General features: G+C 73.8%; 22 protein-coding genes and 1 riboswitch. Of the genes, 12 read left to right on the forward strand and 10 right to left on the reverse strand.

What is annotated here, in order from left to right; genetic code table 11:
• The first annotated feature begins 43 nt into the window (after nucleotides 1–43).
• Nucleotides 44–1666, forward strand: a complete 1623-nt coding sequence (groL, locus tag D7147_RS21130; protein WP_120680316.1) for a chaperonin GroEL — start codon at nucleotides 44–46, stop codon at nucleotides 1664–1666.
• Nucleotides 1667–2067: 401 nt separating this feature from the next.
• Here the strand turns inward: groL and D7147_RS21135 are convergent, their stop codons facing one another.
• The 3 genes from D7147_RS21135 to D7147_RS21145 all read right to left on the reverse strand — a co-directional run bounded on the left by D7147_RS21135 (nucleotide 2068) and on the right by D7147_RS21145 (nucleotide 5949).
• Nucleotides 2068–2310, reverse strand: a complete 243-nt coding sequence (locus tag D7147_RS21135) for a hypothetical protein (protein WP_120680318.1) — start codon at nucleotides 2308–2310, stop codon at nucleotides 2068–2070.
• A 90-nt stretch (nucleotides 2311–2400) separates the two neighbouring features.
• Nucleotides 2401–3333 (reverse strand): GNAT family N-acetyltransferase, encoded by a 933-nt coding sequence (locus D7147_RS21140; RefSeq protein ID WP_120680321.1) that lies wholly within the window; start codon nucleotides 3331–3333, stop codon nucleotides 2401–2403.
• Nucleotides 3334–3390: 57 nt separating this feature from the next.
• Nucleotides 3391–5949: a S8 family serine peptidase gene (locus D7147_RS21145; protein ID WP_120680323.1), complete on the reverse strand. Its 2559-nt coding sequence runs from the start codon at nucleotides 5947–5949 to the stop codon at nucleotides 3391–3393.
• Nucleotides 5950–6097: 148 nt separating this feature from the next.
• Here D7147_RS21145 and D7147_RS21150 point away from each other — a divergent pair, with 148 nt between their 5' ends.
• Nucleotides 6098–7909 (forward strand): glycerol-3-phosphate dehydrogenase/oxidase, encoded by a 1812-nt coding sequence (locus tag D7147_RS21150; RefSeq protein ID WP_120680651.1) that lies wholly within the window; start codon nucleotides 6098–6100, stop codon nucleotides 7907–7909.
• 64 nt (nucleotides 7910–7973) lie between these two features.
• The gene (locus D7147_RS21155) at nucleotides 7974–8501 is read left to right on the forward strand and encodes a hypothetical protein (protein WP_120680325.1); all 528 of its coding nucleotides are present in this window, start codon (nucleotides 7974–7976) and stop codon (nucleotides 8499–8501) included.
• Between the two features lie 9 nt (nucleotides 8502–8510).
• Here the strand turns inward: D7147_RS21155 and D7147_RS21160 are convergent, their stop codons facing one another.
• Entirely contained in the window at nucleotides 8511–9911 is a 1401-nt protein-coding gene (locus D7147_RS21160; RefSeq protein ID WP_120680327.1) for an FAD-binding oxidoreductase, read from the reverse strand.
• Between the two features lie 114 nt (nucleotides 9912–10025).
• On the opposite strand from D7147_RS21160, the gene D7147_RS21165 reads away from it, so the two are divergent.
• A complete protein-coding gene (locus tag D7147_RS21165; protein ID WP_199716663.1) occupies nucleotides 10026–10328 on the forward strand; it encodes a DUF4031 domain-containing protein in 303 nt (100 codons plus the stop codon).
• Here the strand turns inward: D7147_RS21165 and D7147_RS32725 are convergent.
• Nucleotides 10309–10956: an HD domain-containing protein gene (locus tag D7147_RS32725; RefSeq protein WP_199716664.1), complete on the reverse strand. Its 648-nt coding sequence runs from the start codon at nucleotides 10954–10956 to the stop codon at nucleotides 10309–10311. The two genes, D7147_RS21165 and D7147_RS32725, sit on opposite strands and share 20 nt — an antisense overlap.
• Nucleotides 10957–11029: 73 nt before the next feature.
• Here D7147_RS32725 and D7147_RS21175 point away from each other — a divergent pair, with 73 nt between their 5' ends.
• Nucleotides 11030–12292 carry an FUSC family protein gene (locus D7147_RS21175; RefSeq protein ID WP_120680331.1) on the forward strand — a complete coding sequence of 421 codons (1263 nt, stop codon included), beginning with the start codon at nucleotides 11030–11032 and terminating at the stop codon, nucleotides 12290–12292.
• Nucleotides 12293–12381: 89 nt separating this feature from the next.
• Here D7147_RS21175 and D7147_RS21180 read toward each other — a convergent pair whose 3' ends face one another.
• Entirely contained in the window at nucleotides 12382–13647 is a 1266-nt protein-coding gene (locus D7147_RS21180; RefSeq protein ID WP_407663376.1) for an aminotransferase class V-fold PLP-dependent enzyme, read from the reverse strand.
• 45 nt (nucleotides 13648–13692) lie between these two features.
• A riboswitch (SAM riboswitch) is annotated at nucleotides 13693–13814 on the reverse strand.
• A 65-nt stretch (nucleotides 13815–13879) separates the two neighbouring features.
• Between D7147_RS21180 and D7147_RS21185 the strand changes: the two genes are divergently transcribed.
• Nucleotides 13880–15304: a PrsW family intramembrane metalloprotease gene (locus tag D7147_RS21185; RefSeq protein WP_233563268.1), complete on the forward strand. Its 1425-nt coding sequence runs from the start codon at nucleotides 13880–13882 to the stop codon at nucleotides 15302–15304.
• An 80-nt stretch (nucleotides 15305–15384) separates the two neighbouring features.
• Here the strand turns inward: D7147_RS21185 and D7147_RS32730 are convergent, their stop codons facing one another.
• Nucleotides 15385–15552: a hypothetical protein gene (locus tag D7147_RS32730; protein WP_165947321.1), complete on the reverse strand. Its 168-nt coding sequence runs from the start codon at nucleotides 15550–15552 to the stop codon at nucleotides 15385–15387.
• Nucleotides 15553–15677: 125 nt separating this feature from the next.
• Nucleotides 15678–16016, reverse strand: coding sequence for a GroES family chaperonin (locus D7147_RS21190; protein ID WP_120680333.1), 339 nt, complete (start codon nucleotides 16014–16016; stop codon nucleotides 15678–15680).
• A 105-nt stretch (nucleotides 16017–16121) separates the two neighbouring features.
• On the opposite strand from D7147_RS21190, the gene D7147_RS21195 reads away from it, so the two are divergent.
• Nucleotides 16122–17474 (forward strand): AI-2E family transporter, encoded by a 1353-nt coding sequence (locus D7147_RS21195; protein WP_120680335.1) that lies wholly within the window; start codon nucleotides 16122–16124, stop codon nucleotides 17472–17474.
• A 48-nt stretch (nucleotides 17475–17522) separates the two neighbouring features.
• On the opposite strand, the gene D7147_RS21200 is transcribed toward D7147_RS21195, so the two are convergent.
• The gene (locus D7147_RS21200; RefSeq protein ID WP_120680337.1) at nucleotides 17523–19682 is read right to left on the reverse strand and encodes an ATP-dependent DNA helicase; all 2160 of its coding nucleotides are present in this window, start codon (nucleotides 19680–19682) and stop codon (nucleotides 17523–17525) included.
• 123 nt (nucleotides 19683–19805) lie between these two features.
• On the opposite strand from D7147_RS21200, the gene D7147_RS21205 reads away from it, so the two are divergent.
• The 4 genes from D7147_RS21205 to D7147_RS21220 all read left to right on the forward strand — a co-directional run bounded on the left by D7147_RS21205 (nucleotide 19806) and on the right by D7147_RS21220 (nucleotide 23177).
• Complete coding sequence (locus tag D7147_RS21205) at nucleotides 19806–20312, forward strand: DUF402 domain-containing protein (protein WP_120680339.1); 507 nt, start codon at nucleotides 19806–19808, stop codon at nucleotides 20310–20312.
• A 107-nt stretch (nucleotides 20313–20419) separates the two neighbouring features.
• The gene (locus tag D7147_RS21210) at nucleotides 20420–21409 is read left to right on the forward strand and encodes a PPK2 family polyphosphate kinase (protein ID WP_120680341.1); all 990 of its coding nucleotides are present in this window, start codon (nucleotides 20420–20422) and stop codon (nucleotides 21407–21409) included.
• 129 nt (nucleotides 21410–21538) lie between these two features.
• Nucleotides 21539–22165 (forward strand): DUF47 domain-containing protein, encoded by a 627-nt coding sequence (locus D7147_RS21215; protein ID WP_120680343.1) that lies wholly within the window; start codon nucleotides 21539–21541, stop codon nucleotides 22163–22165.
• A 4-nt stretch (nucleotides 22166–22169) separates the two neighbouring features.
• Nucleotides 22170–23177 carry an inorganic phosphate transporter gene (locus D7147_RS21220; RefSeq protein ID WP_120680345.1) on the forward strand — a complete coding sequence of 336 codons (1008 nt, stop codon included), beginning with the start codon at nucleotides 22170–22172 and terminating at the stop codon, nucleotides 23175–23177.
• A gap of 89 nt (nucleotides 23178–23266) precedes the next feature.
• Here D7147_RS21220 and D7147_RS21225 read toward each other — a convergent pair whose 3' ends face one another.
• Nucleotides 23267–24235, reverse strand: a complete 969-nt coding sequence (locus D7147_RS21225; RefSeq protein ID WP_120680347.1) for a Gfo/Idh/MocA family protein — start codon at nucleotides 24233–24235, stop codon at nucleotides 23267–23269.
• A gap of 72 nt (nucleotides 24236–24307) precedes the next feature.
• On the opposite strand from D7147_RS21225, the gene D7147_RS21230 reads away from it, so the two are divergent.
• A complete protein-coding gene (locus tag D7147_RS21230; RefSeq protein WP_120680349.1) occupies nucleotides 24308–25141 on the forward strand; it encodes an NUDIX hydrolase in 834 nt (277 codons plus the stop codon).
• Nucleotides 25142–25532: the final 391 nt, after the last annotated feature.

The raw sequence follows: 25532 nt of genomic DNA on the forward strand, positions 1-25532 counted from the left end.
ACACACTCGGGTGGCCCGTGAGTGTCCAGGAGGACAACGCCGTATGGCCAAGATGATCGCGTTCGACGAAGAGGCGCGCCGCGGCCTCGAGCGGGGCATGAACCAGCTCGCCGACGCCGTGAAGGTGACCCTCGGCCCCAAGGGCCGCAACGTCGTGCTCGAGAAGAAGTGGGGTGCCCCCACCATCACCAACGATGGTGTGAGCATCGCCAAGGAGATCGAGCTCGAGGACCCGTACGAGAAGATCGGCGCCGAGCTGGTCAAGGAGGTCGCGAAGAAGACCGACGACGTCGCCGGTGACGGCACGACGACGGCGACCGTCCTGGCCCAGGCTCTGGTCCGTGAGGGCCTGCGCAACGTGGCCGCCGGTGCCAACCCGATGGCCCTGAAGCGGGGCATCGAGGCCGCCGTGGCCAGCGTCTCGGAGGAGCTGCTGAAGCTCGCCAAGGACGTGGAGACCAAGGAGCAGATCGCCTCCACCGCCTCCATCTCGGCCGCCGACACCAGCGTCGGTGAGATCATCGCCGAGTCGATGGACAAGGTCGGCAAGGAAGGCGTCATCACCGTCGAGGAGAGCAACACCTTCGGCCTGGAGCTCGAGCTCACCGAGGGTATGCGCTTCGACAAGGGCTACATCTCCGCGTACTTCATGACCGACCCGGAGCGTATGGAGGCCGTCTTCGACGACCCGTACATCCTGATCGCCAACAGCAAGATCTCGTCGGTGAAGGACCTGCTCCCGATCCTCGAGAAGGTCATGCAGGGCGGCAAGCCGCTGCTGATCATCGCCGAGGACCTGGAGGGCGAGGCCCTCGCCACCCTGGTCGTCAACAAGGTCCGGGGCACCTTCAAGTCGGTCGCCGTCAAGGCGCCGGGCTTCGGTGACCGCCGCAAGGCCATGCTGACCGACATCGCCATCCTCACCGGTGGCCAGGTCATCAGCGAGGAGGTCGGCCTCAAGCTCGACGCCGCCGGCCTCGAGATGCTGGGCCGCGCCCGCAAGGTCGTGGTGACCAAGGACGAGACCACCATCGTCGACGGCGCCGGTGACGCCGAGCAGATCCAGGGCCGGGTCAACCAGATCCGGGCCGAGATCGAGAAGAGCGACTCCGACTACGACCGCGAGAAGCTGCAGGAGCGCCTGGCCAAGCTGGCCGGCGGTGTTGCGGTGATCAAGGTCGGCGCGGCCACCGAGGTCGAGCTGAAGGAGCGCAAGCACCGCATCGAGGACGCGGTCCGCAACGCGAAGGCCGCCGTCGAGGAGGGCGTCGTCCCGGGTGGTGGCGTCGCGCTGGTGCAGGCCGGCAAGACCGCCTTCGACAAGCTGGACCTGACCGGTGACGAGGCGACCGGCGCGCAGATCGTCAAGATCGCGCTGGACGCCCCGCTGCGGCAGATCGCCGTCAACGCCGGCCTCGAGGGTGGCGTCGTCGTCGAGCGCGTCCGCAGCCTGGAGCCGGGCCACGGCCTCAACGCCGCCACCGGCGAGTACGTGGACCTGCTGGCCGCGGGCATCATCGACCCGGCCAAGGTGACCCGTTCGGCGCTGCAGAACGCATCGTCGATCGCGGCGCTCTTCCTCACCACCGAGGCCGTCGTGGCGGACAAGCCGGAGAAGACCCCGGCCGCCCCGGCTGGCCCGGGTGGCGGGGAGATGGACTTCTGAGTCCAGAGCTTCCGTTCGGGAACGGGGCGGGTCGCGTCAGCGGCCCGCCCCGTTTCTGTTTCGCCTGATGCCCCGACTTCAAGGACCCCGAGTCGATCACGAGCGGTGCCTGGGTGATTGGCGAATGGTGTCCGGTTTACGGCCGGCGGCCCTCGATTGGACCTTCGCGCGGATCGCGCTGGCGCCCCCGGGCGGAGCCCGGTCGCTGGGCACCACCCGCCGCCCCTCCAGGCCCACAAACCGGACACATCGCGCTCATCGCCCCAAGCGCGCCGATGATCAACTCGGCTTCCTTGATGTCGGGGTGTCCCGGCCGCCTGATGCCCCGACTTCAAGGACCCCGAGTCGATCACTGGTCGCGCCTGGGTGATTGGCGAATGGTGACCGGTTTACGTTTCTCGTCAGGTTGGCAGCGGTCGTTGGTTGCGCCGCTTCTGCGCCCGGTCGTACGGGGCGCGTAGCTGGATCGGCGCGTCCACCATCTCCAGCGACTCCTCGGTCACCGGTTCCCCGGTGTCGGTCATCTCCGCCAGCTGCTCGGCGTCGCCGAAGTCCAGCCGGTCGATCGGTAGCTGCCCGGGGAGATCGCCGACCGGCGTCCAGGTGACGGGCGCGACGTCGTCGCTCTCTTCGTCCGTGGTCATGGCTGCCTCCTCTACCGAAACGGTAGGGGGCGCCGCTCGTCGATGGGGGCGAATGGCATTATCTGGGTCTATATCCCATTCGCCCTTTTATCAATTCCCGAAACGCTTGCGGTAGAGGAAGAAGACGCGCTCGATGCGGGCGCCCGCGCTGCGGGAATAGAACGGTACCGGCCCGACCCAGCCGATCTGCGCCGAGTCGTGCCCCGCCGCCCGCTGGTCGCGCAGGCAGCGGCGCAGCAGCACCCCGCCGATCCCCGAGCCCTCGGCCGCCGGGGCGGTGCCCATCGGCCCGAACCAACTCGGCCGGGACGAGCCGTACGCCGCGAAGGCGATCACGGCACCGTCGCGTTCGGCCAGATGGCAGCCGGCCCCCGGACGGCCCACCGAACCGGCCAGCTCGGCGGCCCAACTCCCACCGAAGGTGCCCTCGGCCAGCTCGGCCAGCGCCGGCAGATCGCCCGGCCCCGCCGCGCGTACGGTCACGCCCGCACCGGCGAGGCGACGCTCCGCCGCCGCCGTGGACCGCAGCGCCGGCGAGTCGTCGTACGACAGGTCGGCCGTCATGTTCCACGCGGTCCGGTCCTGCTGGTAGCCGAGCGCCGACGCCGCGCAGACCGCCGGGGTGTACCGGACGTCGATCCCCGGCCAGGCGTAGAAGGGTGGGTTGCCGGCGAGCAGCACCTCCGCCGCGCCCAGCCCGGCGAGCCGCCGCTCCGCCTCGGCCAGCAGCGCCCGGGCGACACCCCGACGCCGGTGCTCCGGTGTCACCGCGACCAGGTCGACGTGCCCGAGCCGCTGGTCGGCCGCCGCCATCGAGCCGATCAGCGCCCCGACCAGCTCCGACCCGCGGTACGCGCCGAGGGTGAACCCGGGCCGATCGGCAACGGCCCGGAGCCAGAGGGTCGCCACGATGGCGTCCGCCTCGGCCGCGTCCTCCGGCAGGTCCAGCGCCCCCTCGCAGAGCCGTACGACAGCCGGGGCCAGGTCTGGGGTCAGCTCGACGACGGTGATCTCTGCGTCCATGGTGGCCGACCCTAGATCACCGGGTACGGGTCGGCGCAAGAGCACCCCACCGGCGGTTCACCGGGCGGCGCGCACGGCGGCGTACGCGTCGACCAGCCCCGCGCCGGTGATGTTCGCGTCCCCACCGCAGGTGTCCGACGGGTCGCGGGAGAGGTAGGTCGGCTGAGCCGGGGTGGCCGTGTCCCGCAGCAGTTGCCGCGTCCGGGTCACATCGCCGACCAGCGCCGGGTTCGCCGACCACATCAACGCCACCACGCCGGCCACCTGCGGGGTCGCCATCGAGGTGCCGTCGAGGGTGGCGTACCCGCCGCCGGGCATCGCCGAGCGCACCCCGACCCCCGGCGCCACCACGTCGGGTTTCGCCGCACCACCTCGCGCCGGGCCCCGCGAGGAGAACTCCGCCACCCGGTCCCGGTCGTCCACCGCGCCCACCGTGAGCACGTCCGGGTACGGCGCGGGAGGATCGTCGACCGAACCGCACCACGGGCCGGTGTTGCCGGCCGCCGCGGCCACGAAGATGCCCGCGGCGTCGAGCGCGGCGGTCGCCGACCGGAGCACGCCCGCGTCGCAGCCCTCGATCCCCGGGCAGCCCCACGAGTTGGTGAGGATGTCCGGGGCCCGCTCGGGCCGGCCGGCGGTGAACGGATCGGCCCCGGACGGGAACGGGGCCAGCATGAACTGGAGGCAGTCGAGGTAGTGGCCGGGGCTGCCCAGGTTCCGGTCCAGGTTCACGCAGCCCACCCACTGGGCGCCCGGGGCGACCCCGATGCCGTCCCGGCCGACGGCGCTGCCGATCGTGTGCGTGCCGTGCCCACCGGAGTCGGTGGGGAAGCGGGTGCCGTCCCACGGGTCGTACCAGGAGTCGTCGCCACCCCGGAAGCCCGCGGCCAGGGCCGGATGCCGACCGTCCACGCCGGAGTCCGAGCTGCCGATGACCACGCCGGCGCCGCTCACCCCCTCCGCCCAGACCCGGTCCGCGCCGAGCCGGCGGATGTTCCACTCGGGACCGGTCGGGGCGGGGTCGGTACCCCGGGTGATGCCGGCCGGCGCGGGCAGCGGGCGCAGCCGCTGGCTCACCAGCACCCGGTCCACCTCGGGCCGGCCGGAGAGCCACGCCCGCACCGCCGGCCCACCGTCGACCTCGATCGCGTTCACCAGGTAGTACGACGTCGGGCGCAGGCCCAGCCGGGTCACCTCGCGACGCAGCCCCGCCTGGGTGCGGTCGGCCGTGTCGACCAGCCGCCGGTACACCTCACGGGCCCGCGCGTCGCGTCCGGCCCGCCCCGGCGCGACGGTGGGCAGGCTCGTCAGATCGGCCTGCTCCCGCAGCACCACGAGCAGGCGTTCGCCATACAGCCCGGGTCGACCCGGACCGAGGTAGACGGCGACCAGCGCCACCAGCAGCGCCGCGGCGGTGAGGGCGGCGGTGCGCCGGCCCGGGGTGCGCGCGGCCGGGCGAGCGAGCAGCACTCCGTACCCGACCGCGAGGAGCAGCGCCACGGCGAGCCCGACGGCGGCGGTGACGGCCACCCAGAACGGCACGTCCCGGGTGGTGCCCAGCAGCAGGGTGATCTCCTCCGGATCCGCGAAGGCGAGCGGGCCGAACGCGGCGAGCCCGACCAGCCACCGGGTCGGTGCGGCGGACCCCGCGCCGGAGTTGCGCCGACGGTGAGCGGCGGCGTGCAGCGCGGCCGACGCGAAGCCGATCGGGGGGAGGGTGAGCAGGGCCGGAAGTTGCGCGCCCGACTGGCCGGCGCCGGCGGCGAGCAGCAGCAGCGTCACCCCGGCGACCAGGCCGCCGACGAGCACCAGCCGGACCGGTCGGGGCGGCTCGCCGACCGCGAAGCGGGACCAGAAGCCGGCGTCGAGAAGCGCCCCGGTCAGCGCGCCGAGCGCGGCGGCGGCGAGCGCGGCGAGCACCGTCTCCAGCGGCCCGCCGAGCGCACCCAGCCAGGCCCACGGCAGCAGCACCGCGAGTCCGGCGGCGATCGCGAGCAGCGTCACCGGCCCGGCCCGCAGCCCACCGAGCGCCCTCCGGCCCGGGGCCGGGTCATCGGCCGCACCCGCTCCGGCGGTCCGGGGGTCCTCGACGGCCGGTGGGTGGGCTGTCGGGCCCGCCGGTCCGGTGGGGACCGCACCTGCCGCGTCCGGGACGGCCACCGTCGGGCCGGGGCGGCCGTCGGTCCGCCGTCGGCGGGCGAGCCGGCCCAGGACGGCGGCGGCCAGGGCGGCGGTCGCGGCGAGCCCGCCGAGGTAGGCCTCGTGGTGCACCGGCGGGACCGCCCGCAGCAGCGTGAACACGCCGAGCACGACGACGCCGGTCAGCCAGGCGCGGCCGGTGGCGCGGATCGCGGCCGAGCGGGGCAGCAGAGCGAGCAGCAGCGCGGGCGTACCGACCAGCAGCACGGTCAGCAGGCCCGCCGCCGGCCAGAGCCAACCGGCCCGGTCCCGTCCGACGCCGAGCAGCAGCTGATCGGCGAGCCAGCCGCCGGCCTGGACCGGCACGGTCACCGCGACCGCCCAGCAGCCGACCAGGACGGCCCCGACCACCGGCCAGGGCCCGGGCGGGGAGTCGCTCGACGCGCGGGGAACGGCCCACGCCGGGGGTTGGGGCATTGAGAAACAGTACGCCGAGCCACCGTTCACACCCGGCCCGGCGACGCGCGACTCCCGGACGCCCAGGGGTCGAACCGGCGCGGCCGACCCCTGCGACGTGCCCTCGGATGTTCTTGGCGGTTACCGTGGACGCGTGCGCGACCCCAACGTGTCCCGATCCGTCGCCGGCCGGCTGTCGCCCGAGCGGCGCAGCAACGACCTGCGCAAACTCCGGGCGGAGCGATTCGACGTACTGGTGATCGGGGGCGGGGTGACCGGGGCGGGCGCGGCGCTCGATGCGGCCTCCCGCGGCCTGAAGGTGGCCCTGGTCGAGGCGCGCGACCTCGCCGCCGGCACCTCCAGCCGCTCCAGCAAACTCATCCACGGCGGCCTGCGCTACCTGGAGCAGCTGGAGTTCCACCTGGTGCACGAGGCGCTCACCGAGCGGGGGCTGCTCGCCACCCGGCTGGCGCCGCACCTGGTCCGGCCGGTGCCGTTCCTGGTACCGCTCCCCGCCGGTGCGGGCGTACGCGACCTGCCGGGGCGGGTCTTCCGCCGCTCCTACTACGGCACCGGTGTGGCGGCGTACGACGCCTTCGCCGGGATCTTCGGCAGCGGCCGGGGCATGCCGCTGCACCGGCACCTCACCCGGGAGGGGGCCCGGCGGATCTTCCCGAGCCTGCGCGCCGACGCGCTCGCCGGGGCGATCCGTTACTACGACGGGCAGGTCGACGACGCCCGGTTGGTGGTGACGCTGGCCCGCACCGCGGCGAGTCTCGGGGCGACCGTGGTGAGCAGCGCCCGGGCCGTCGGCCTGATCCGGCAGGCGCGGGAGGTCACCGGCGTGCGCGTACGGGACATGGAGGCGCCGGCCGGCTCGCCGGAGGCCGAGTTCGAGGTGCGGGCCCGTACGGTCATCGCCGCCACCGGGGTGTGGAGCGACGACATGGCGCGGATGCTGAACGACGTCGGGCTCCGGCCCGGGCTGCGGGTACGCGCCTCCAAGGGGGTGCACCTGGTGGTGCCCCGCTCGGCGATCACCGGCGAGACCGGCCTGATCCTGCGTACCGCCACCAGCGTGCTCTTCGTCATCCCGTGGGGCGGTCACTGGATCATCGGCACCACGGACACGGACTGGCGGCTGGACCGCTCTCATCCGGCCGCCACCGCGAGCGACATCGACTACCTGCTCGACCAGGTCAACACCGTGCTGGAGCGGCCGCTGACCACCGCCGACATCGAAGGGGTGTACGCGGGGCTGCGCCCGCTGCTGGCCGGTGAGGCGGACTCCACCTCGAAGCTCTCCCGTGAGCACGCGGTGGTCGAGCCGATGCTCGGGCTGCTGCTGGTGGCCGGCGGCAAGTACACGACGTACCGGGTGATGGCCTCGGACGTGGTGGACCGGGCGGCGCGGCGCCTCGGCGGGGTGCGCCCGTCGCGCACCGCCGACCTGCCGCTGCTCGGCGCCGACGGATACACCGCGATGTGGCGGGACCGGGCCGACCTGGCCCGGCGGCACGGGGTGGCGGTCGGCGCGGTGGAGCACCTGCTGGAGCGGTACGGCACGCTCACCCTGGACATCCTCGCGCTGATCGACGCCGACCCGCTGCTCGGCACCCCACTGGCCGGCGCGCCGGAGTACCTGGCCGCCGAGGTCACCTACGCCGCGCGGGCCGAGGGGGCGCTGCACCTGGAGGACGTGCTGACCCGGCGTACCCGGATCTCGATCGAGACCAGCCACCGGGGCGTCGAGTCGGCGGAGCACACCGCCGAGCTGATGGGTGCGGTGTTCGGGTGGGACGCCGCGCGGCGGGCCCGTGAGGTGGAGCACTACCGGGCCCGGGTCGAGGCGGAGCGGCAGTCCCAGCTGATGCCGGACGACGTCGCGGCCGACGCGGCCCGGCTCGGCGCGCCGGACGTACGTGGCTACGCGGCCGACCGGGGCGGCGACGGCGACCCCGCGGAGCTGCCCGCCGGCTGATCGCCGAAAGCTACCGAGCTGTAGGGCTACCAGGCGCAACCGGCGGTGCGGTAGCTTCCGGCGAGTGTCCCGCCCCTCACGTCTGCTCGGTCCTCTCCTCGGTGTGCTGCTCTCCACCGCGCTGACCGGCTGCACCCTGGTCAACGCCTCCACGGACGAGCCGGCCCCCGCGCCCAGCGACCCGGCGAGCGCGCTGCCGGAGCCGGGTGCTCCGACCACAGTGGGGGACGGTCAGGTCAGCCTCTTCCAGAAGCTCGGCGCGTACGGCCCGCTGCGCACCCTGCAGGTCGAGAAGAACGGCACCTGGAAGTGCCTCGACTGCGCCGGTGACGGCGTGACCTCCACCGGAGGGTTCGCCCCCGAGCAGGTGAGCCGGTTGCAGCAGCTCCTCGCCGATCCGGGGCTCGCGGCGGAGACCGACCAGGCGCGGCACTACCGGTCGACCTGCATCGACGCGCTGACCTCCAGCCTGCTCACCGCCGTCGGGTCGATCACCACCGAGGACTGCCCGGGGGTGGAGGCCCCGCCCATCGCCGGCGAGGTCCTCCTGCTGCTCACCCAGGCCACCCCGGCCGAGCTGACGGAGCAGTAGCCCCGGCGCTCAGAGCATCTTTCCGGGGTTCAGCAGCCCGGTCGGGTCCAGCGCCGCCTTGATCGCCTGGTGCACGCGTACGCCCACCGGCCCGATCTCGCGGGCCAGCCAGTCCCGCTTGAGCAGGCCCACCCCGTGCTCGCCGGTGCAGGTGCCGCCGAGCTCCAGGCCGAGCCGCATGATCTCGTCGAAGGCCCGCCGGCCGCGCTCCAGGCTGGCCGGGTCGGCCCGGTCCACCACGATGTTCGGGTGCAGGTTGCCGTCCCCGGCGTGGCCCACGACGCCGATCGGCACGTCGTACTCCGCCGCGATCCGGGACACCCCGTCGAGCAGTGCGGCGAGTGCGCCCCGGGGCACCGCCACGTCGTCGATGACGAGGCCACCGTTGCCTCCCGGGTAGGCGTCCGCGGCGAACTTCTCCATCGCCGGGTGCGCGAGCCGGCGGGCCTGGAGCAGGGCCGCCGCCTCGACCGCGTCGGTGGCGGCGAAGACCTCGTCGGCCCCGGCCGCCTCGCACACCTCCGCGAGCGCCGCCAGGTCGTCCGCCGCCCGGGTGCCGGTGTCGGCAGCGGCCAGCAGCAGGGCCTCGGCGTCGGTGCGCAGACCCATCGGCCGGTACGCCTCGATGGCCCGCAGGTGCGTCCGGTCCAGCAGCTCCAGCAGGCTCGGGCTGAGCCCGCGGGCGGCGATCTCGGCGACCGCGGCGCCCGCCGCCGCCGTGGTGGGGAAGACCGCCACCAGGGTCAGCGACTCCGCCGGGGCGGGCCGCAACGCGACAGTCACCTCGGTGACCACGCCGAGGGTGCCCTCGGAGCCGACGAAGAGCCGGGTGAGGTCGTAACCGGCCACGCCCTTGGCGGTGCGCCGGCCGGTGCGCAGCACCTCGCCGGAGGCGAGCACGACCTCCAGGCCGAGCACGTACTCGGTGGTCACGCCGTACTTCACGCAGCACATGCCGCCGGCGTTGGTGGCGACGTTGCCGCCGATGGTGGAGGACTCCCAGGAGCCGGGGTCCGGCGGGTACCAGAGCCCCTGCTTCGCCACCGCCGCGGCGAGCGCCGCGTTGACCACGCCCGGCTGCACCACCGCGATGCGGCTCACCGGGTCGATCTCCCGGATCTCGTCCATGGCGACGGTGCTGAGCACCAGCGCGCCGTCGACGGCGTTCGCCGCCCCGGCCAGCCCGGTGCGGGCGCCCTGCGGCACCACGGGTACGCCGTGCCGGGCCGCCGCCCGGACCACGGCGACCACCTCCTCGGTGCTGCGCGGCCGGACGACGACCAGCGGGGTGCCGGCGGCGCAGAGGTCGGCCTCGTCGCGTTCGTGGATCCGGAGCAGGTCCGGATCGGTCAGCACGGCGCTCTCGCCGAGGGTGGCAAGCAGTTCGTCGATGAGGGGGGATCCGGCCATGCTGGAGAGGCTAGGTGCCCGGACGCCGTTCATCAACATGATCCACTGCGTGGGGCGGGTCGGCGCGGTGCCGGACAACGCCGGCGCTGCCGGACATCGCGCTACGTTGGGGGGATGCTCTACCTGGACCAGCCCGCCTGGCCGTCCCGGGGCCGGCTCTGGTCCCACCTGATCAGCGACGTCTCGTACGCGGAGCTGCACGCGTTCGCCGAGGCGCTCGGCTCGCCCCGGCGGGGCTTCGACCGGGACCACTACGACATCCCGGCCACCCGGTTCGCGATGGCCGTCTGGCTCGGTGCGCGCGTGGTGCCGAGCCGGGAGCTGGCCCGGTTGCTGCGCGCCGCCGGGCTGCGCCGGCCGAAGCACCTGGTCCGGGCGGCGCAGACCGGTGACCTCGCTACCCCGCAGGAGCGGTGAGGACGGCCAGCTCCCGGCGTAGGTTCGCCCGGGCCGGCTGCTCCCACAGTCGGGCCAGCGGGGGCGACCGGAACAGCGCCGGCAGGTCGAGCAGTGCGCGGAGCACCTGCGCCCGGCCGACCCGGAACTCCGCCTCGGCCACGTGGGCGTACTCCCGTCGCACCGCCGCCGCGTACCGCTCGTAGGTCGGTGCGGGCGCGGCCAGCACGGCGAGATCGGCGTCGCAGAGCAGGGTGCCGTCGGCGTCCCCGGCGTCGACCAGGTGCCCGGCGGTGAGCAGGACCAGCCGGCGGACCTCGGCCACCGCGTCGGCCGGGAGCCCGAGACCGGTGAGCAGCCGGACGGCCAGCTCGGCGCTGTCCCGCTCGTTCGCGTCGCCACCGGCCCGCGGGTCGTAGACCGCGTCGTGGCACCACGCGGCCAGCCGGACCAGGTCAGGTCGTACGGCGAGCGCGGCGTGCCGGTCGATCACGTCCAGCACCGCGCGGAGATGGTCGACGGTGTGGTAGTGCCGGTGCGGCTCCCGCCACCGGCGCAACAGCTCCTCCCCGGCTTCGGTCGGCCCGGCCGGGCCGGTCGCGCCGGCGCCCCGGGTCGCCGTCGTCCACCGTTCGAGTAGTTCGGCCACGCGACGAGTCTGCCCCAGCCCCGAAGGGTCCGGAAGCGAGGATTCACCGGGCGCGCCCCGGGTAGTAGCGGGCATGACGGCGGCCCGGGAGCGTAAACGGTTCGGACGGGTGCGCCCGCGTGAGCTGGTCGCCGACACCGACAGCACGCGCATCGCCGACGCGATGGAGCAGGTCCGGCACATCAGCAAGGCGACGCTGCACGAGCGGCTGCACCGGGTCCGGATGGCCGCCGGGTTGGCCGTGCAGGCCGGGCTGGCGGCCGCGCTGGCGTACCTGGTGTCGCATCGGCTGCTCGGCAACCCGCAGCCGGTCTTCGCGCCCATCTCGGCGGTCGGCACCCTGGCGGCCTCCGTCGGCCAACGGTTCCGGCGCACGGTGGAGCTGATCATCGGAGTGGCGGTCGGGGTGGCGGTCGGGGACGGCTTGATCTACGTCCTCGGGACCGGGGCCTGGCAACTCGGAATCGTGGTCACGGCGGCCATCCTGCTGACGATCTTCGCGGGCGCGAGCGTCGCGATCGTGATCCAGGCGGCGGCCACCGCCGTGCTGATCGTGACGCTGAGCCCCTCCACGCAGAACCTGGAGATCCCCCGATTCGTCGACGCCTTCCTCGGCGGTGGGATCGCGTTGCTGGTGACCGCCATCCTGCTGCCGCTCAACCCGCTCCGGGTGCTCAACCGGGCCGCCCGGCCGGCGCTCGACCTGCTCGCCGCGCAGCTCGACGCCACCGCGGACGGCCTGCGCAGCCGGGATCGCGCGAGGGTGCAGCGGGCCCTGGACCGGCTCCGCGACAACAAGGAGCAGCTGGCCACCTTCGTGGAGGCGATCGAGGGGGCGAAGGAGACCGCGACCCTGTCACCGGCCCGGTGGCACCGCCGCAACGAGCTGACCCACTACGCGGACGCGGCCGACCCGATCGACCGGGCGATGCGCAACAGCGGCACGCTCATCCGCCGGTCGGTCACCCTGATCGAGGACGAGGAGCCGATCCCCGAGCCGATGCCGGACGCGATCAACCATCTCGCCGAGTCGGTGCGCCTGCTCAGACACGAGTTCGCCGTGGGCGACGAGCCGGAGCAGGCCCGGGAGCGGTCGCTGCGCGCGGTCAGCGAGGCCGGCCGGGCGTACGAGGACGGGGTCGGCTTCTCCGGCAGCGTCGTCGTGGCGCAGGTCCGCACGGCGGCGAGCGACCTGCTGGTGGCCTCCGGGATCGATCAGGAGGAGGCGAACCGGCTGATCCGGAGCTCCTTCGGCGATCTGGACACGCCCCGGGGCGGCAGCCCCGAACCGGACGGTGGGCGGCCGAAACCGCCCACCGCGCCGCCCGTCGGCTGACCGTCCCACCGCGCCGCCCGTCGGCGCGCCGCGACCGGCCCGGTGCGGCGTGCTCCGGGGGCTTCGGCCGGTGCCTCGCCGCCGGGGGCTCAGGCGAACGTGGCGAGGGCCGCGATCAGCCGGTCGACGTGCTGTTCGGTGCTGCCCAGCCCGATGCTGGCCCGCAGCGCCGTCGGCGGCAGGTCCCGCCGTCCGGAGCGGGTGGCCGCCTCGGTGAGCAGCCGCTGGGCGAGCGGGTGGGCGCAGAACAACCCGTCGCGCACCCCGATGGAGTGCTTGCGGGCCAGCTCGGCGGCGACCTCGCTGGAGTCCCACCCCGCGACCGCGAAGGAGACGATGCCGACCCGCGGTGCGTCCGGCTCGAAGGTGCGCAGCTCCACCACGTGCGGCAGGGCCGCGATGCCCTCGCGGAGGCGGGCGAGCAGCCGCTGCTCCCGCTCGTGCAGCGCCGCACGGTCCGCGTCGCTGAGGGCGTCGCAGACGGCGGCCAGCGCCACCGCGCCCAGCAGGTTCGGGGTACCCCCCTCGTGCCGGGCCGGGCCGACCGCCCAGGTGACCTCGTGCGTGCCAGCCCCGACCCGGGCGGTGGCACCGCCGCCGGCCAGGTACGGCTGCGCCGCGTCGAGCCAGTCGGACCGGCCGATCAACGCCCCGGCCCCGAACGGGGCGTAGAGCTTGTGGCCGGAGACGGCGAGGTAGTCCACGTCCAGCGCCAGCAGGTCCACCGGCACGTGCGGGGCGAGCTGCGCTGCGTCCACGGCGATCCGGGCACCGTGCCGCCGGGCCACCCGGGCCAGCTCGGCCACCGGCCACCGTTCGCCGGTCACGTTGCTCGCCCCGGTGAAGGCCGCCAGCACCGGCAGCCCCGGCTGCGCTGCCCGACGCAGCTCGGCGAGCGCCGCGTCCAGCGCGCGTACCGCCTCGCCGGAGTCGGCGGGCACCGGCAACCGGACCGAGCCGCGCGGCCAGGGCAGCAGGTTCGCGTGGTGCTCGCCGGCGAAGGTGACCACCGTGGTGCCGGCGGGCAATGCCCGGGCCAGCAGGTTCAGCGCGTCCGTGGTGTTACGGGTGAAGATCACGTGGTCGTCGGCCCGGGCGCCGAAGAAGTCACCCACCGTCTGCCGGGCCCGCTCGTAGGCGAGCGTGCAGCGGCGGGAGAGCGCCCCGGCGCCGCGGTGCACGCTCGCGTACCAGGGAAGCAGCTCGGCCACCGCGTCGGCCGCGGCCCGCGCGCACGGCGCGGTGGCCGCGTAGTCGAGGTTGATCTCACCCGGTACACCGAGCACGTCGAGCGGCTCCGCCTCGGCCGGGACGGCGGGCACGGTGGCGTTCGGGGACACGAGGGCGACGGACACGGGGGAACCTCCCGGGCCAGGGACCCCGGGGCTACGTCGGGACGGGGTCCGCGCTTGCCCGGCACGCGGATCGGGGCCGGGCCCGGTCATCACCCGGGGCACCCCACCGCGAACTCGACGAGGGTTGCCGGCCAGCAAGCCGGGGCTTGACGCTGGCGCTCGTGACCTGCGGGCAGCATAGCGGCTGCCGATGCGCCAGGACCACCCGGCCGGTGGTGGCTAGGCTGACCGCATGGCCGACACCCCGCCCGGCGGCGTACCGCCGTCGCCGACCGCGCCGTCCGCCCCGTCCGCCCCGGGTGCCGCGCCCCGGATGCCGCTGCGTCGGCTGGGTTGGCGGCGGCTGCTGGTGCTCGCGGGGCTGGTGCTGCTCATCGCGGCGTGCGCGGTCTTCATGGTCTACACCATCGGCGAGAACATCGGCGTGCAGGCGCTGCTGATCGGCGCGGCGACCGCCGTCCTGCCGGTGCCCGTGCTGGTCGGCTGTTTCCTCTGGCTCGACCGGTACGAGCCGGAGCCGCTGAAGTACCTCGTCTTCTGCTTCGCCTGGGGCGCCTTCGTCGCCACGGCCGCCTCGCTGACCGTCAACGACTTCGCGGCCGGCCGGATCGCCGACGCGCACCTGCCGGCCGCCCTCACCGGTGTGCTGGTCGCCCCGTTCGTCGAGGAGCTGACCAAGGCGCTCGGGCCGATCCTGCTGCTGGTGTTCCGGCGACGGGAGTGGTCCGGCATCACCGACGGGCTGGTCTACTGCGGGCTCTCCGCGGTCGGCTTCGCCATGGTGGAGAACATCCTCTACCTGGGCGGCTACGGCTTCGCCAGCGGCGCGGAGCGGTTCGGGCCGGCGACCGGGGCGCAGCAGGTCATCGCCATCTTCATCGTCCGGATCCTGCTCTTCGGGTTCGCCCATCCGCTCTTCACCTCGATGACCGGGGTCGGGCTGGGCATCGCCGCCCGGACGGCCGACCGTCGGGTCCGGGTACTGGCGCCCGTCGCGGGTCTGCTGCTGGCCATGATGCTGCACGGCACGTGGAACCTGCTGCCGACGCTCAGCCAGGCCGCCGGCCAACCGCTGATCATGCTGTACGGCTTCATCGGCCTGATGGTGCCGATCTTCTTCGGCATGGTCGGGCTGGCCGTCTGGCTGCGCGCCTGGGAGGGGCGGCTCACCGAGCGCAGGCTGCCGGACTACGTCCGGGCGGGTTGGCTGAGCCCGCCCGAGGTGGCGGCGCTGAGCAGCCTCGGTCGTCGGCACGCGGCCCGCGCCTGGGCCCGTCGGGTGGCCGGCGACGCCGGGGTGCGGGCGATGCGCGGCTACCAGTTCGCCGCCACCCGGCTGGCCCTGCTGCGCGACGGCTCGCTACGCGGTCTGGACCGGAAGGCGGCGGATCAGGAGCGGACCGCCCGGGAGGAGCGGGAGCTGCTGGAGGCGATCACCGCGTACCGCTCGTTCTTCGTCGGTCGGGACCCGCAGGCGCCCGCCGGGGTGTGGGACGGCGACCGCTACCACCTGCGCTTCCCGGACGGCTCGGAGCGGACGGTGGCCGCGCCGGTCGAGCCGGTGGTGCCGATCCCGGTGGTGCTGGGCGGGCCCCCGCCCGCGCCCGTTCCGCCGGGCTGGCACCCGCCGCACTCCGGCCGGCCCGGACACGCCTGACCGGTCGGCGCCGGAGTGCGAGCCGGTGCCGACCGGCGGTGCGTGCGCGGGCGTCGCGCCGTGCGGCCGGCGCAGGCGGGTCAGGTCATCAGGCTGGTGAGGAAGTCCCCGAGCCCCTGGAACATGGCCACCAGACCCGCTCCGATCGCCTTGAAGATGTTCGCCGCGCCGTCCGGCCGGAAGGCCATGAAGTAGATCAGGAACGCGATGAAGCCCCAGAACAGCAGCTTCCTGATCCATTCGGGCATCGTCCCTCCCCAGGGCCGGTGATGCGGCTGGCTTCCCGGCGGGGAGCGGTGCAAACGGCGTCCGTGCCGTGCGAGCGGGGTCCGTGCGGCCGGAGCCGGTCCGGCACCGCCCGACGGGGGACCCGCTAGAGGTAGAGCCCGGTGGCGCCCTCGTCGACCCGCTCGGCGGCCACGGCGTGCACGTCCCGCTCGCGCAGCAGCACGTAGCCCCGGCCGTGCAGCTCGACCTCGGAGCGGTCGTCGGGGTCGAAGAGAACCCGGTCGCCGGAGACGATGGAGCGGACGCTCGGACCCACGCCCACGGCGGTGGCCCAGGCGAGCCGCTTGCCCACCGCGGCGGTCGCCGGGATCACGATGCCGGCGCTGGAGCGGCGCTCGCCCTCGCTCCCCTCCAACCGGACCAGCACCCGGTCGTGCAGCAGGCGAATCGGCAGGCCGGCGTCGAGATCGTTCTGGGCGGTCACGTCCTCAGACGCTACCGTGTCGCCCCCGCCACCCGAGGCGGTGGTTACCGTCACGGCGGCCAGGGCAATGTTGCGGAACAGGCCTAAGGTGACGAAGGCCGGCGTATGCTGTCCGACCTGTCGCCATGGGCGGACGGGCCGTCTTGCCAGGAGGTGCGCTTGAGCCGCTTCGAGCGGGTACGCGACCGGCTCCGTCGCGGGTACGAGTCGGTGCGGTCGTCCAGACGCCACGCGCGAACCACGTCCCACGACGTTCCCGCCGGGGCTGGGGTGGCCTCCCCGGCGTCGCCGGGACCGGTGGCGCCACCGACGGCGACGGTCGTCGACGAGGAGCTGCCGCCGCCCCCGCCGCCGAGCACCACCAGCCGGGACGACGCGGAGGTGCCGCACGCGCTGCGCATCGCCGCCGCCTGGTCGTGGCGTCTGATCGTGATCGGCCTGGTCGCCTGGGCGCTGCTGCGGATCGTCGGCACGATCCGCATCGTCATCATTCCGCTCGCCATCGCGCTGCTGCTCTCGGCGCTGCTCGCCCCCGCGGTGGGCTGGTTGCTGCGCGCGCGGTTCCCCCGGTCGCTGGCGACCGCGGTGGTGCTGGTCGGCGGCCTGGCCGCGGTGGTCGGCACGCTGACCCTGGTGGTGAACGAGTTCATCAAGGGTGTGCCGGAGCTGAGCGACAAGTCCACTCAGGGCGTCCGGCAGATCCAGGAGTGGCTGAAGACCGGCCCGCTGCACGTCTCCGACAGCCAACTCGATCGCTACATCGAGGAGGGTCAGAAGTGGGTCAGTGAGAACACCGGCCGGTTCACGGATGCGGCCACCACCATCTCGGGCACCCTGGCCGAGGTGGTCACCGGCATGCTGCTGGTGCTCTTCGCGACCTTCTTCTTCCTCCGCGACGGCAGCCGGATCTGGCGCTTCCTGGTCCGGCTGCTGCCGGTGGCCGCCCGCTGGCGGGTGGACGACGCCGGTCGGGCCGCCTGGGGGACGCTCGTCGCCTACGTACGGGCCACCGTGCTGGTCGCCTTCATCGACGCCGTCGGCATCGGCATCTTCCTGGTCATCTTCGACATTCCGTTCGCCTTCCCGCTGGCCGCGCTGGTCTTCCTGGGCGCGTTCATCCCGATCGTCGGCGCGGCGCTCTCCGGCGGGGTTGCCGTGCTGGTCGCGCTCGTCGACAGCGGTCCGGTGACCGCGCTGATCATCCTCGGTGCGGTGATCGGCGTTCAGCAGCTGGAGGGGCACGTGCTCCAGCCGCTGATCATGGGTCGTGCGGTGGCCATCCACCCGCTCGCGGTGATCATCGGCATCGCCGCCGGTGTGGTGCTGGCCGGGATCACTGGCGCGCTGGTCGCCGTACCGCTGATCGCGGTCCTGAACACCGCCGTCCGGCGGCTCGCCGCGCGTACCGTGCCGGCGACCCCACCGGACGCCGTGGTGGTCGCCTCGCACGCCCCCTGACCCGGCCCGGCGGCCCCCCGCACCCACGGTGGGCGCGGGGCCGCCCGGTCAGGAGTCGGCGAGGCGGGTGAGGGCGCCCCGGACGACCTCCGGGCGGGTGGTGTACCAGAACGGCGGCAACGAGCGGCGCAGGAACGGCCCGTAACCCCGGGCGGTCTCCAAGCGGGAGTCGAGGACCGCGACGACTCCCTTGTCGCCGGTCGCCCGGATGAGCCGTCCGACGCCCTGCGCGAGGCGGATCGCGGCGATCGGCACGCTGACCGCGGCGAAGCCGGAGCCGCCGCCGGCGTCCACCGCCGCGGCCCGGGCCGCCGCGAGGGGCTCGTCGGGCCGGGGGAAGGGCAGCCGGTCGATCACCACCAGCTGGCAGGCGTCGCCGGGCACGTCCACCCCCTGCCAGAGCGACATCACCCCGAACAGGCAGCTCTCGCGCTCCTCGCGGAACCGGCGGACCAGCAGCGGCAGTGCGTCCTCGCCCTGCAGCAGCACGGGCAGGTCGGTCCGCGCGCGGACCAGCTCCGCCGCCTGCTGCGCGGCCCGCCGGGAGGAGAAGAGCCCGAGGGTACGCCCGCCGAGCGCCTGGACGAGCTCCAGCAGCTCCGCGCCGGCCGGGTCGGGCAGCCCCGAGACGCTCGGCCGGGGCAGGTGCGCGGCGACGTAGAGGATGCCCTGTCGGGCGTAGTCGAAGGGCGAGCCGACATCCAGCGACCGCCAGCCCGGCCCGCTGGTGACCTCGGCGCCCGCCGCGCGCCCCGGGCTCGCCTCGGCGCGGGTGCCGCCGTCGTTCGGGCCGGGCCGTCCGCTCCGGCCGGTTGCGGCGGCCATGGCGGCGGCCGCCGGGGAGGGCGGTGCCGCCGGCGGGGCCTCCAGCCCCAGCGCCCGGGCCACCGTGTCGAACCGGCCGCCCAGGGTCAGGGTGGCCGAGGTGGCCACCACGGTGCGGTCCTCGTAGAGGTGGGTGGCGAGGGTCCCGGCGACCGAGAGCGGGGCGACCACCAGGGCGCGGCGGCTGCCGTTGTCGGGCTTCTCGACCCAGGCGACGTCGTGTTCGGACTCCTCCAGCAGCCGCTGCGCCGTATTCGACAGCTCGTCCAGCGCGGCCCGGGCCTGCTGCTTGCGTACCGGGTCGGGGTCGTCGGACTTGACGTCCCCGATCGCGTCGAGCGCGGCTCGGGTGGCCGCGTCGAGCAGGGTGCACGCCTCGCGCAGCGGCGCCGGCAGCCCGGCCGTGAGCCGCCCGGCCGGCGCCTCGGCCAGCCCTACCGCGAGCGCGTCGCCCGCCGCGGTGAGCGCCTCCGCGGTCTCCGGTTTCAGCAGCGGGCGGGCCCGCCGGGTCGTCCGGTCGATCAACTCCGGCACCAGCTCGGCCTGGGCCGCCGAGGAGACCCGGTCGGCCAGCTCGTGCGCCTCGTCGACGACGAGCAGCTTGTGCGGTGGCACGATCTGCCGCCCGGCGAGCATGTCCACCGCGAGGAGGCTGTGGTTGGTGACGACGATGTCCGCCTCCCGGGCCCGGGCCCGGGACGCCTCGGCGAAGCACTCCGCGCCGAACGGGCAGCGGGCCGCTCCGACGCATTCGCGGGCCGGCATCGAGACCAGCCGCCAGGCCTGGTCGTCGACGCCCGGATCCAGCTCGTCCCGGTCGCCGGTCTCGGTCTCCGTCGCCCAGTCCCGCAGCCGCTGGACCTGTTTGCCCAGCCGGCCGGCCTCACCGAGCCACTTGCCGCCGGCCGGTCCGGAGGACGGTGCGTCGAAGAGGGCGTCGCCCGGCTCCTCCTCGGTCGAGTTGTCGAGCCGGGCCAGGCAGAGGTAGTGGTGTCGTCCCTTCAGCACGGCGAAGGTGGGCCGCCGGCCGAGCAGCGGCTCGACCGCGTCGGCCAGCCGGGGCAGGTCGTGGTCGACGAGTTGGGACTGGAGCGCGAGAGTGGCGGTGGAGACGACGACCGGCCCGTCGACGGTGAGCGCCGGGGTCAGGTAGGCCAGCGACTTCCCGGTGCCGGTGCCGGCCTGCACCAGCAGGTGCTCGCGGGAGGCCACGCACTCCTCGATCGCCGTGGCCATCTCTTCCTGGCCGGGGCGGGTGGCGCCACCGGGGACCGCACCCACGGCGGCGGCGAGCAGCTCCGTGCCGCTCGGCCGGGCGCCCCGACGCCGTCCCGTGCGGGCCGGCGGGGTGCGGGAACCGGTGGCGGCACGGGGGAGGGTCACCGTGCGACGGTACCCGCCGCCGCCGACACCGGGCGCGCCCCTCCGCCGCGTGGCGGCATGTCAGGTTCCAGCCCGTGACGCGAGCGCTACGACGAGTGGGTGGTATCGGTTAGGGTGCGACTCATGCCGAGCGACGTGGTCCGTGTGATCTACCGGAAGTACGACGGCAGCGCCCACCGCGACTACCCGGCCCGGCGGCTCACAGAGGACGACCTCGGGGTCTGGCTCGGCGTGACCGCCGGCACGCAGTCGATCTACCACGGTCGTCCGTCGGTGGAGCAGATCCCGTTCGTGCTCCTGGTGCCCCACCAGGCGTGGTGGACCGGCATGTTCAACCCGCCGCCGCGCACCAGTGAGGTCTACTGCGACATCGCCAGCCCGGCCCGCTGGGAGTCCGACGACACGGTTCACCTCTACGACCTCGACCTGGATGTGGTCCGTCGACGCGAGACAGGCGTCGTGGAGCTGCGTGACGAGGACGAGTTCGCCGAGCACCGGGTCCGCTTCGGCTACCCGGAGGAGGTCGTGGCGGAGGCGGAGGCGGCGGCGCGGTGGCTCTTCACGGCGCTCGGCGACGGCACCGAGCCGTTCGCCACCGCCTACCGCAAGTGGCTCGCCCTGGTCCTCTGACCTTCCTCCCCCAGGGGTGGGTGCCTGTCGGGTGGGGTGGCGAGGGGGCGCGTTGCCGGGCGGGTTCGGGCCGGGCGGGTGATGATCCGAGGGTGGCATCTCGTGAGATGGAAGTCATAGCGCCGGCCGGCGACCCGCTGCGGCGGCTGTTGCGGGTGACGGCACCGGTCCAGCTCGACGCGGTCCACCCCCGGTCCACGCCGGGGCTGCCGGATCCGGCGGTGACCGGCCGGTCCCCGAAGGCCTGGGCCCGAGCCCAGGTGCGGCTGATCGGCGCCGAGCTGGGCCGGCAGCAGGAGATGCTCTACGCCGAGGCGAAGGCCGCCGAACCTCCGCGCCGCGCGGCGGGCGGGTCAGGTGGGGCGGGCGCCACCGCTGCGCCGCGCGGTGGCCGGGGTGCTCCGGCGCGGCGGGTGCTGCTGGTGCTCCAGGCGATGGACTGCGGCGGCAAGGACGGCGCGATCAAGCGGGTGGCCGGCGCCATGAACCCGCTCGGTCTGCACATCCGCTCCTTCGGCCCACCCACGCCGGAGGAGCTGCGGCACGACTTCCTGTGGCGGATCCGCCGGGCCCTGCCGGCCCCCGGCTACCTCGGCGTCTTCAACCGCTCCCACTACGAGGACGTCCTGGTGGCCCGGGTCGAGGCGCTGGTGCCGGAGGCCACCTGGCGGGCCCGGTACGACGAGATCAACGCCTTCGAGCGCGAGCTGACCGCAGGCGGCGTGATCCTGGTCAAGGTCATGCTGCACATCTCGTACGCGGAGCAGGGCGAGCGGCTGCTCGGCCGGCTGGACGACCCGCGTAAGCGCTGGAAGTACAGCCCGTCGGACGTGGACGCCCGGAGCCGTTGGAGCGACTACCAGGCCGCGTACGCCGAGGCGCTGAGCCGGTGCGGGACGGATTTCGCGCCCTGGTTCGTGGTGCCCGCCGATCGGAAGTGGTACCGGGACTGGGCGGTGGCGCACCTGCTCCGAGAGACGTTCGACACTCTGCGCCTCGACTATCCGCCGGCCGGTTTCGACCCGGTACGGGAACGGGAACGATTGTTGTCTGGGGGAGCGGAGACGGGTGGGACGCCGGAGGTGAACGTCAGGTGAACGACCGATGAATGCGGCCTGGCCAGGGGTGGGCCGGGAATTTCCCGCCATCGGCGTTCCCTAGCATTCCCAGGGCAGGCGTCCTGGCGGCGTCCGCCACCCTTCCACCGACACGACGAGGTCCGTGCTGTGAAGTTTTCCTTCCGCCCTACCGAGGGCGCCTTCTACGAGCTCTTCACCAGGGCCGCGCAGAACCTGGTCAAGGGCACCGATCTGCTCAACGAGCTGGGCCTGCCGGGGGTGGAGGTGCAGTCGGTCAGCGAGCGGCTGACCGAGGTGGAGCACGACAGCGACCAGATCACCCACGAGCTCTACAAGAAGATCAACTCCACCTTCATCACCCCGTTCGACCGGGAGGACATCTACCGGCTCGGCTCGCTGCTCGACGACGTGATGGACCACCTGGAGGCGGTCGGGAACCTCCTCTACCTGTACGGCCTGACCAAGCTGCCGTCGCTGCCCCGGGAGATGCACGAGCTGATCAACGTGCTGGACCAGCAGGCGAAGCTGACCGCCGAGGCGATGCCCCGGCTGAAGTCGATGAAGGATCTCGAGGACTACTGGATCGAGTGCAACCGGCTGGAGAACGACGGTGACCAGGCGTACCGGATGCTGCTGGTCCGGCTCTTCTCCGGCGAGTTCGACGCGCTGACCGTGCTGAAGATGAAGGAGGTCGCCGACGAGCTCGAAGCCGCGTGTGACGCCTTCGAGCACGTGGCCAACACCGTCGAGACGATCGCCGTCAAGGAGTCCTGAGCCTGTGACACCCGAACTCATCGCCGTACTGGCGGTGATCGCGGCTGCCCTGGTGTTCGACTACACCAACGGTTTCCACGACGCCGCCAACGCGATCGCGACGAGCGTCTCCACCCGGGCGCTGACTCCCCGGGTCGCCCTCCTGCTCGCCGCGGTCGGAAACTTCGTCGGCGCCCACTTCGGCGCGGGCGTGGCGAAGACCGTCGGCGACGGCCTGGTGACTTTGCCCACCGGGGTCGGGAGCCTCGGAGTCGTCTTCGCCGGTGTGCTCGGCGCGATCTGCTGGAACCTCATCACCTGGTACTTCGGCCTGCCGTCGTCCTCCTCGCACGCCCTCTTCGGTGGCCTGGTCGGTGCCACGCTGCTCGCCGCCGGGGGCGTGGTGCAGTGGATGAACATCGTCGAGAAGGTCATCCTGCCGATGGTGCTCTCGCCGATCGTCGGCCTCACGCTCGGCTACCTGGTGATGCTCGCGATCCTCTGGCTCTTCCGGAAGGGGCAGCCGGGCAAGCTGAACCGCGGCTTCCGCTGGGCGCAGACCGCCTCCGCGGCGGCCATGTCGGTCGGCCACGGCATGCAGGACGCCGCCAAGACCATGGGCATCGTGGTCCTCGCCCTCTACACGGGCGGCTTCCAGGAGAGCAAGACGCACATCCCCGGCTGGGTCTTCTGGACCTCGGCGACCATGCTGGCGCTCGGCACGTACGCGGGCGGTTGGCGGATCATCCGTACCCTCGGTCGCAAGATCATCGACCTGGGTCCGCCGGAGGGCTTCGCGGCCGAGACGGTGGCCAGCGCCGTGCTCTACTTCAACGCCCTGGTGCTCAAGGCGCCGATCTCCACGACGCACACGATCACCTCGGCGATCATGGGCGTGGGCGCGACGAAGCGACTCTCCGCGGTCCGCTGGAACGTCGCGGGCAACATCGTCCTCGCCTGGGTCATCACGTTCCCGGCCGCCGCGTTGATCGCCTGCATCACGTACCTGGTGGTGCGCCCGCTCTTCGGCTGAGCCCGAGGAGTCCGGCGCCCGCCTCCGGGACGAACACGGTGGGGAACCGGGGCCCCGGTCACCGCAGCGGCGGTGACCGGGGCCCCGTCTCATGCGTAGTCGACGCCGATCTGGCCGCGGATCGTGTCGAGCAGGGTCATCACCTCGAGGGTGGTGGAGTGCGGCACCAGCGGGCTCTCGATCAGGCCCTCCGCCAGGCAGCGCTGCACCTCGATCGCCTCGTACTGGTAGCCGCCGCCGGGCACCTCCACCGAGACGGTCTCCGGCTCGGCGTCGTCTCGGTGCAGGGTCAGCGAGTCGGGCCGGAAGAACGGCGCCGGCAGGTCGATCCGGCCGTCGGTGCCGGTGATCGAGGCGACCAGCGGGGTGGCCCCGATGATGCCGCAGCTGAGCGTCGCGACCGCCCCCGAGTCGTAGCCGAGGACGATGCCGGTGTTCTCGTCCACGCCCTCCGGCCCGATCTTGGCCCAGGAGTGGACGTGCTGGGGCACGCCGAGCAGCAGGTGCGCCAGGGTGAGCGGGTAGATGCCGAGGTCGAGCAGGGCGCCGCCGCCCAGCACGCGGGCGCGCATCCGGTGCTCGGGCGGGAACGGACCGGCTACGCCGAAGTCGGCCTGCACGCTGGTCACGTCGCCGATCGCGCCCTCGGCGACCAGCTCGACCAGGCGCCGGATCACCGGATTGGTCCGCATCCACATGGCCTCCATGAGGAAGACCCCGGCGGTGCGGGCGGTCTCGACGAGCTCGATGCTGGTCTCCGCCTCGAGCGTGAACGGCTTCTCCAGCAGCACCGCCCGGCCCGCCGAGAGGCAGGTCATGGCGGCCGCGTGGTGGGCGGAGTGCGGCGTCGCCACGTACACGACGTCGATCTCCGGGTCCGCGGCCAGCTCCGCCCAGGAGCCGTAGGCGCGCGGCACCTGGTGCTTCTTTGCGAAGAGCTGCGCGCTCTCCGGCGTACGCGACGCCACGGCGACCAGCTCGGCGTCCGGCACCAGCCGGAGGTCCTCGGCGAAACGGCCGGCGATGTGGCCGGTGGCCAGAATGCCCCAACGAGTCATGGCAGCAACGCTAGTCCAGGCCGGTGAACGGCCGATCATGCTCTCCCGGCGTCGCGGCCCTAGGCTCACGGCATGACGATCGACCCCGAAGGCTTCCCCGCGCCGCCGGCTCTGGTGGAGCACGCCCAGCGGTTCCGTGCCGAGGGCGGCGTACCGGCGGCCCCCCGGGTGGCGGCGACCGTGTTGCTGCTCCGCCCGGCCGGCACCGGCTTCGAGGTCTACCTGATCCGGCGGGTCGCCGCGATGGCCTTCGGCGGGATGTACGCCTTCCCCGGCGGCGGGGTGGACCGGTCGGACTCCGAGGCTCACCTGGACTGGGCCGGGCCGACGCCGGCCGAGTGGGGCGAGCGGCTCGGGCTCGCGCCAGACGCCGCGCAGGCGGTGGTCTGCGCCGCCGCCCGGGAGGTCTTCGAGGAGGCCGGGGTGCTGCTCGCCGGGGCGGACCCGGCGAGCGTGCTCGGCGACGTGAGCGGGGACGACTGGGAGGCCGCCCGGGTGGCCCTGGAGAAGCGCGAGATCGGCTTCGCGGAGCTGCTCGCCGAGCGGCGGCTCACTCTCCGCTCCGACCTGCTGCTGCCCTGGAGCCGCTGGATCACGCCGGAGTTCGAGCCGCGCCGCTTCGACACGTACTTCTTCGTGGCCCTGCTGCCCGAGGGGCAGCGCACCCGGGACGTCTCACGCGAGGCCGACCGCACTCTCTGGGCCTCGCCGGCGGCCGCCCGGGCAGAGGCGGAGGCGGGCGAGCTGAGCATGCTGCCGCCGACCCTCGTCACGCTGGGGCAGGTGGCGGCGGCGGCCGATCTGGCGGGCGTGGTGCGCGCGGCGACCACCCGCGACGCCGCCACCCCGGTCACCCCGCGCCTGGAGCTGTCCGGCGAAGGCGGCGGGCGCTTCCTGCTCTCCTGAGCGCTGTCGGCGCCCGGGTGCGGACGTGTTCAACGCCGGCGGCCCGGCCAGGATTTCGACCCCGGGATGTTGGGGTCACACTCCCGAACCCGGCCCAACCGCCCAGACGGGTCGAGCCGTCCGGGATCGCGCCCGCCCAAACCGGACATCACGGCCTATCCGCCCCGGCCGCCCGAATGATCGACTCGACTTCCGTGAAGTCGCGGCATCCCCACGACCAGACGGCCCGACATCAAGGAGCCCGAGTCGATCACCGGCATGCCCGGGCGCGGCTCAGGCCGCCCCCTGTGGCTACTACGTCAAGGGCGACCGGGGCTACATCAGCGGGCCACGAACTGCCACTTCGCGGCGTGACCGGAATCGGCATTCGCCCGTGCGGCCGGATTTCCCA

The organism is Micromonospora musae (assembly GCF_003626545.1).
Classification (GTDB): Bacteria; Actinomycetota; Actinomycetes; order Mycobacteriales; family Micromonosporaceae; genus Micromonospora; species Micromonospora musae.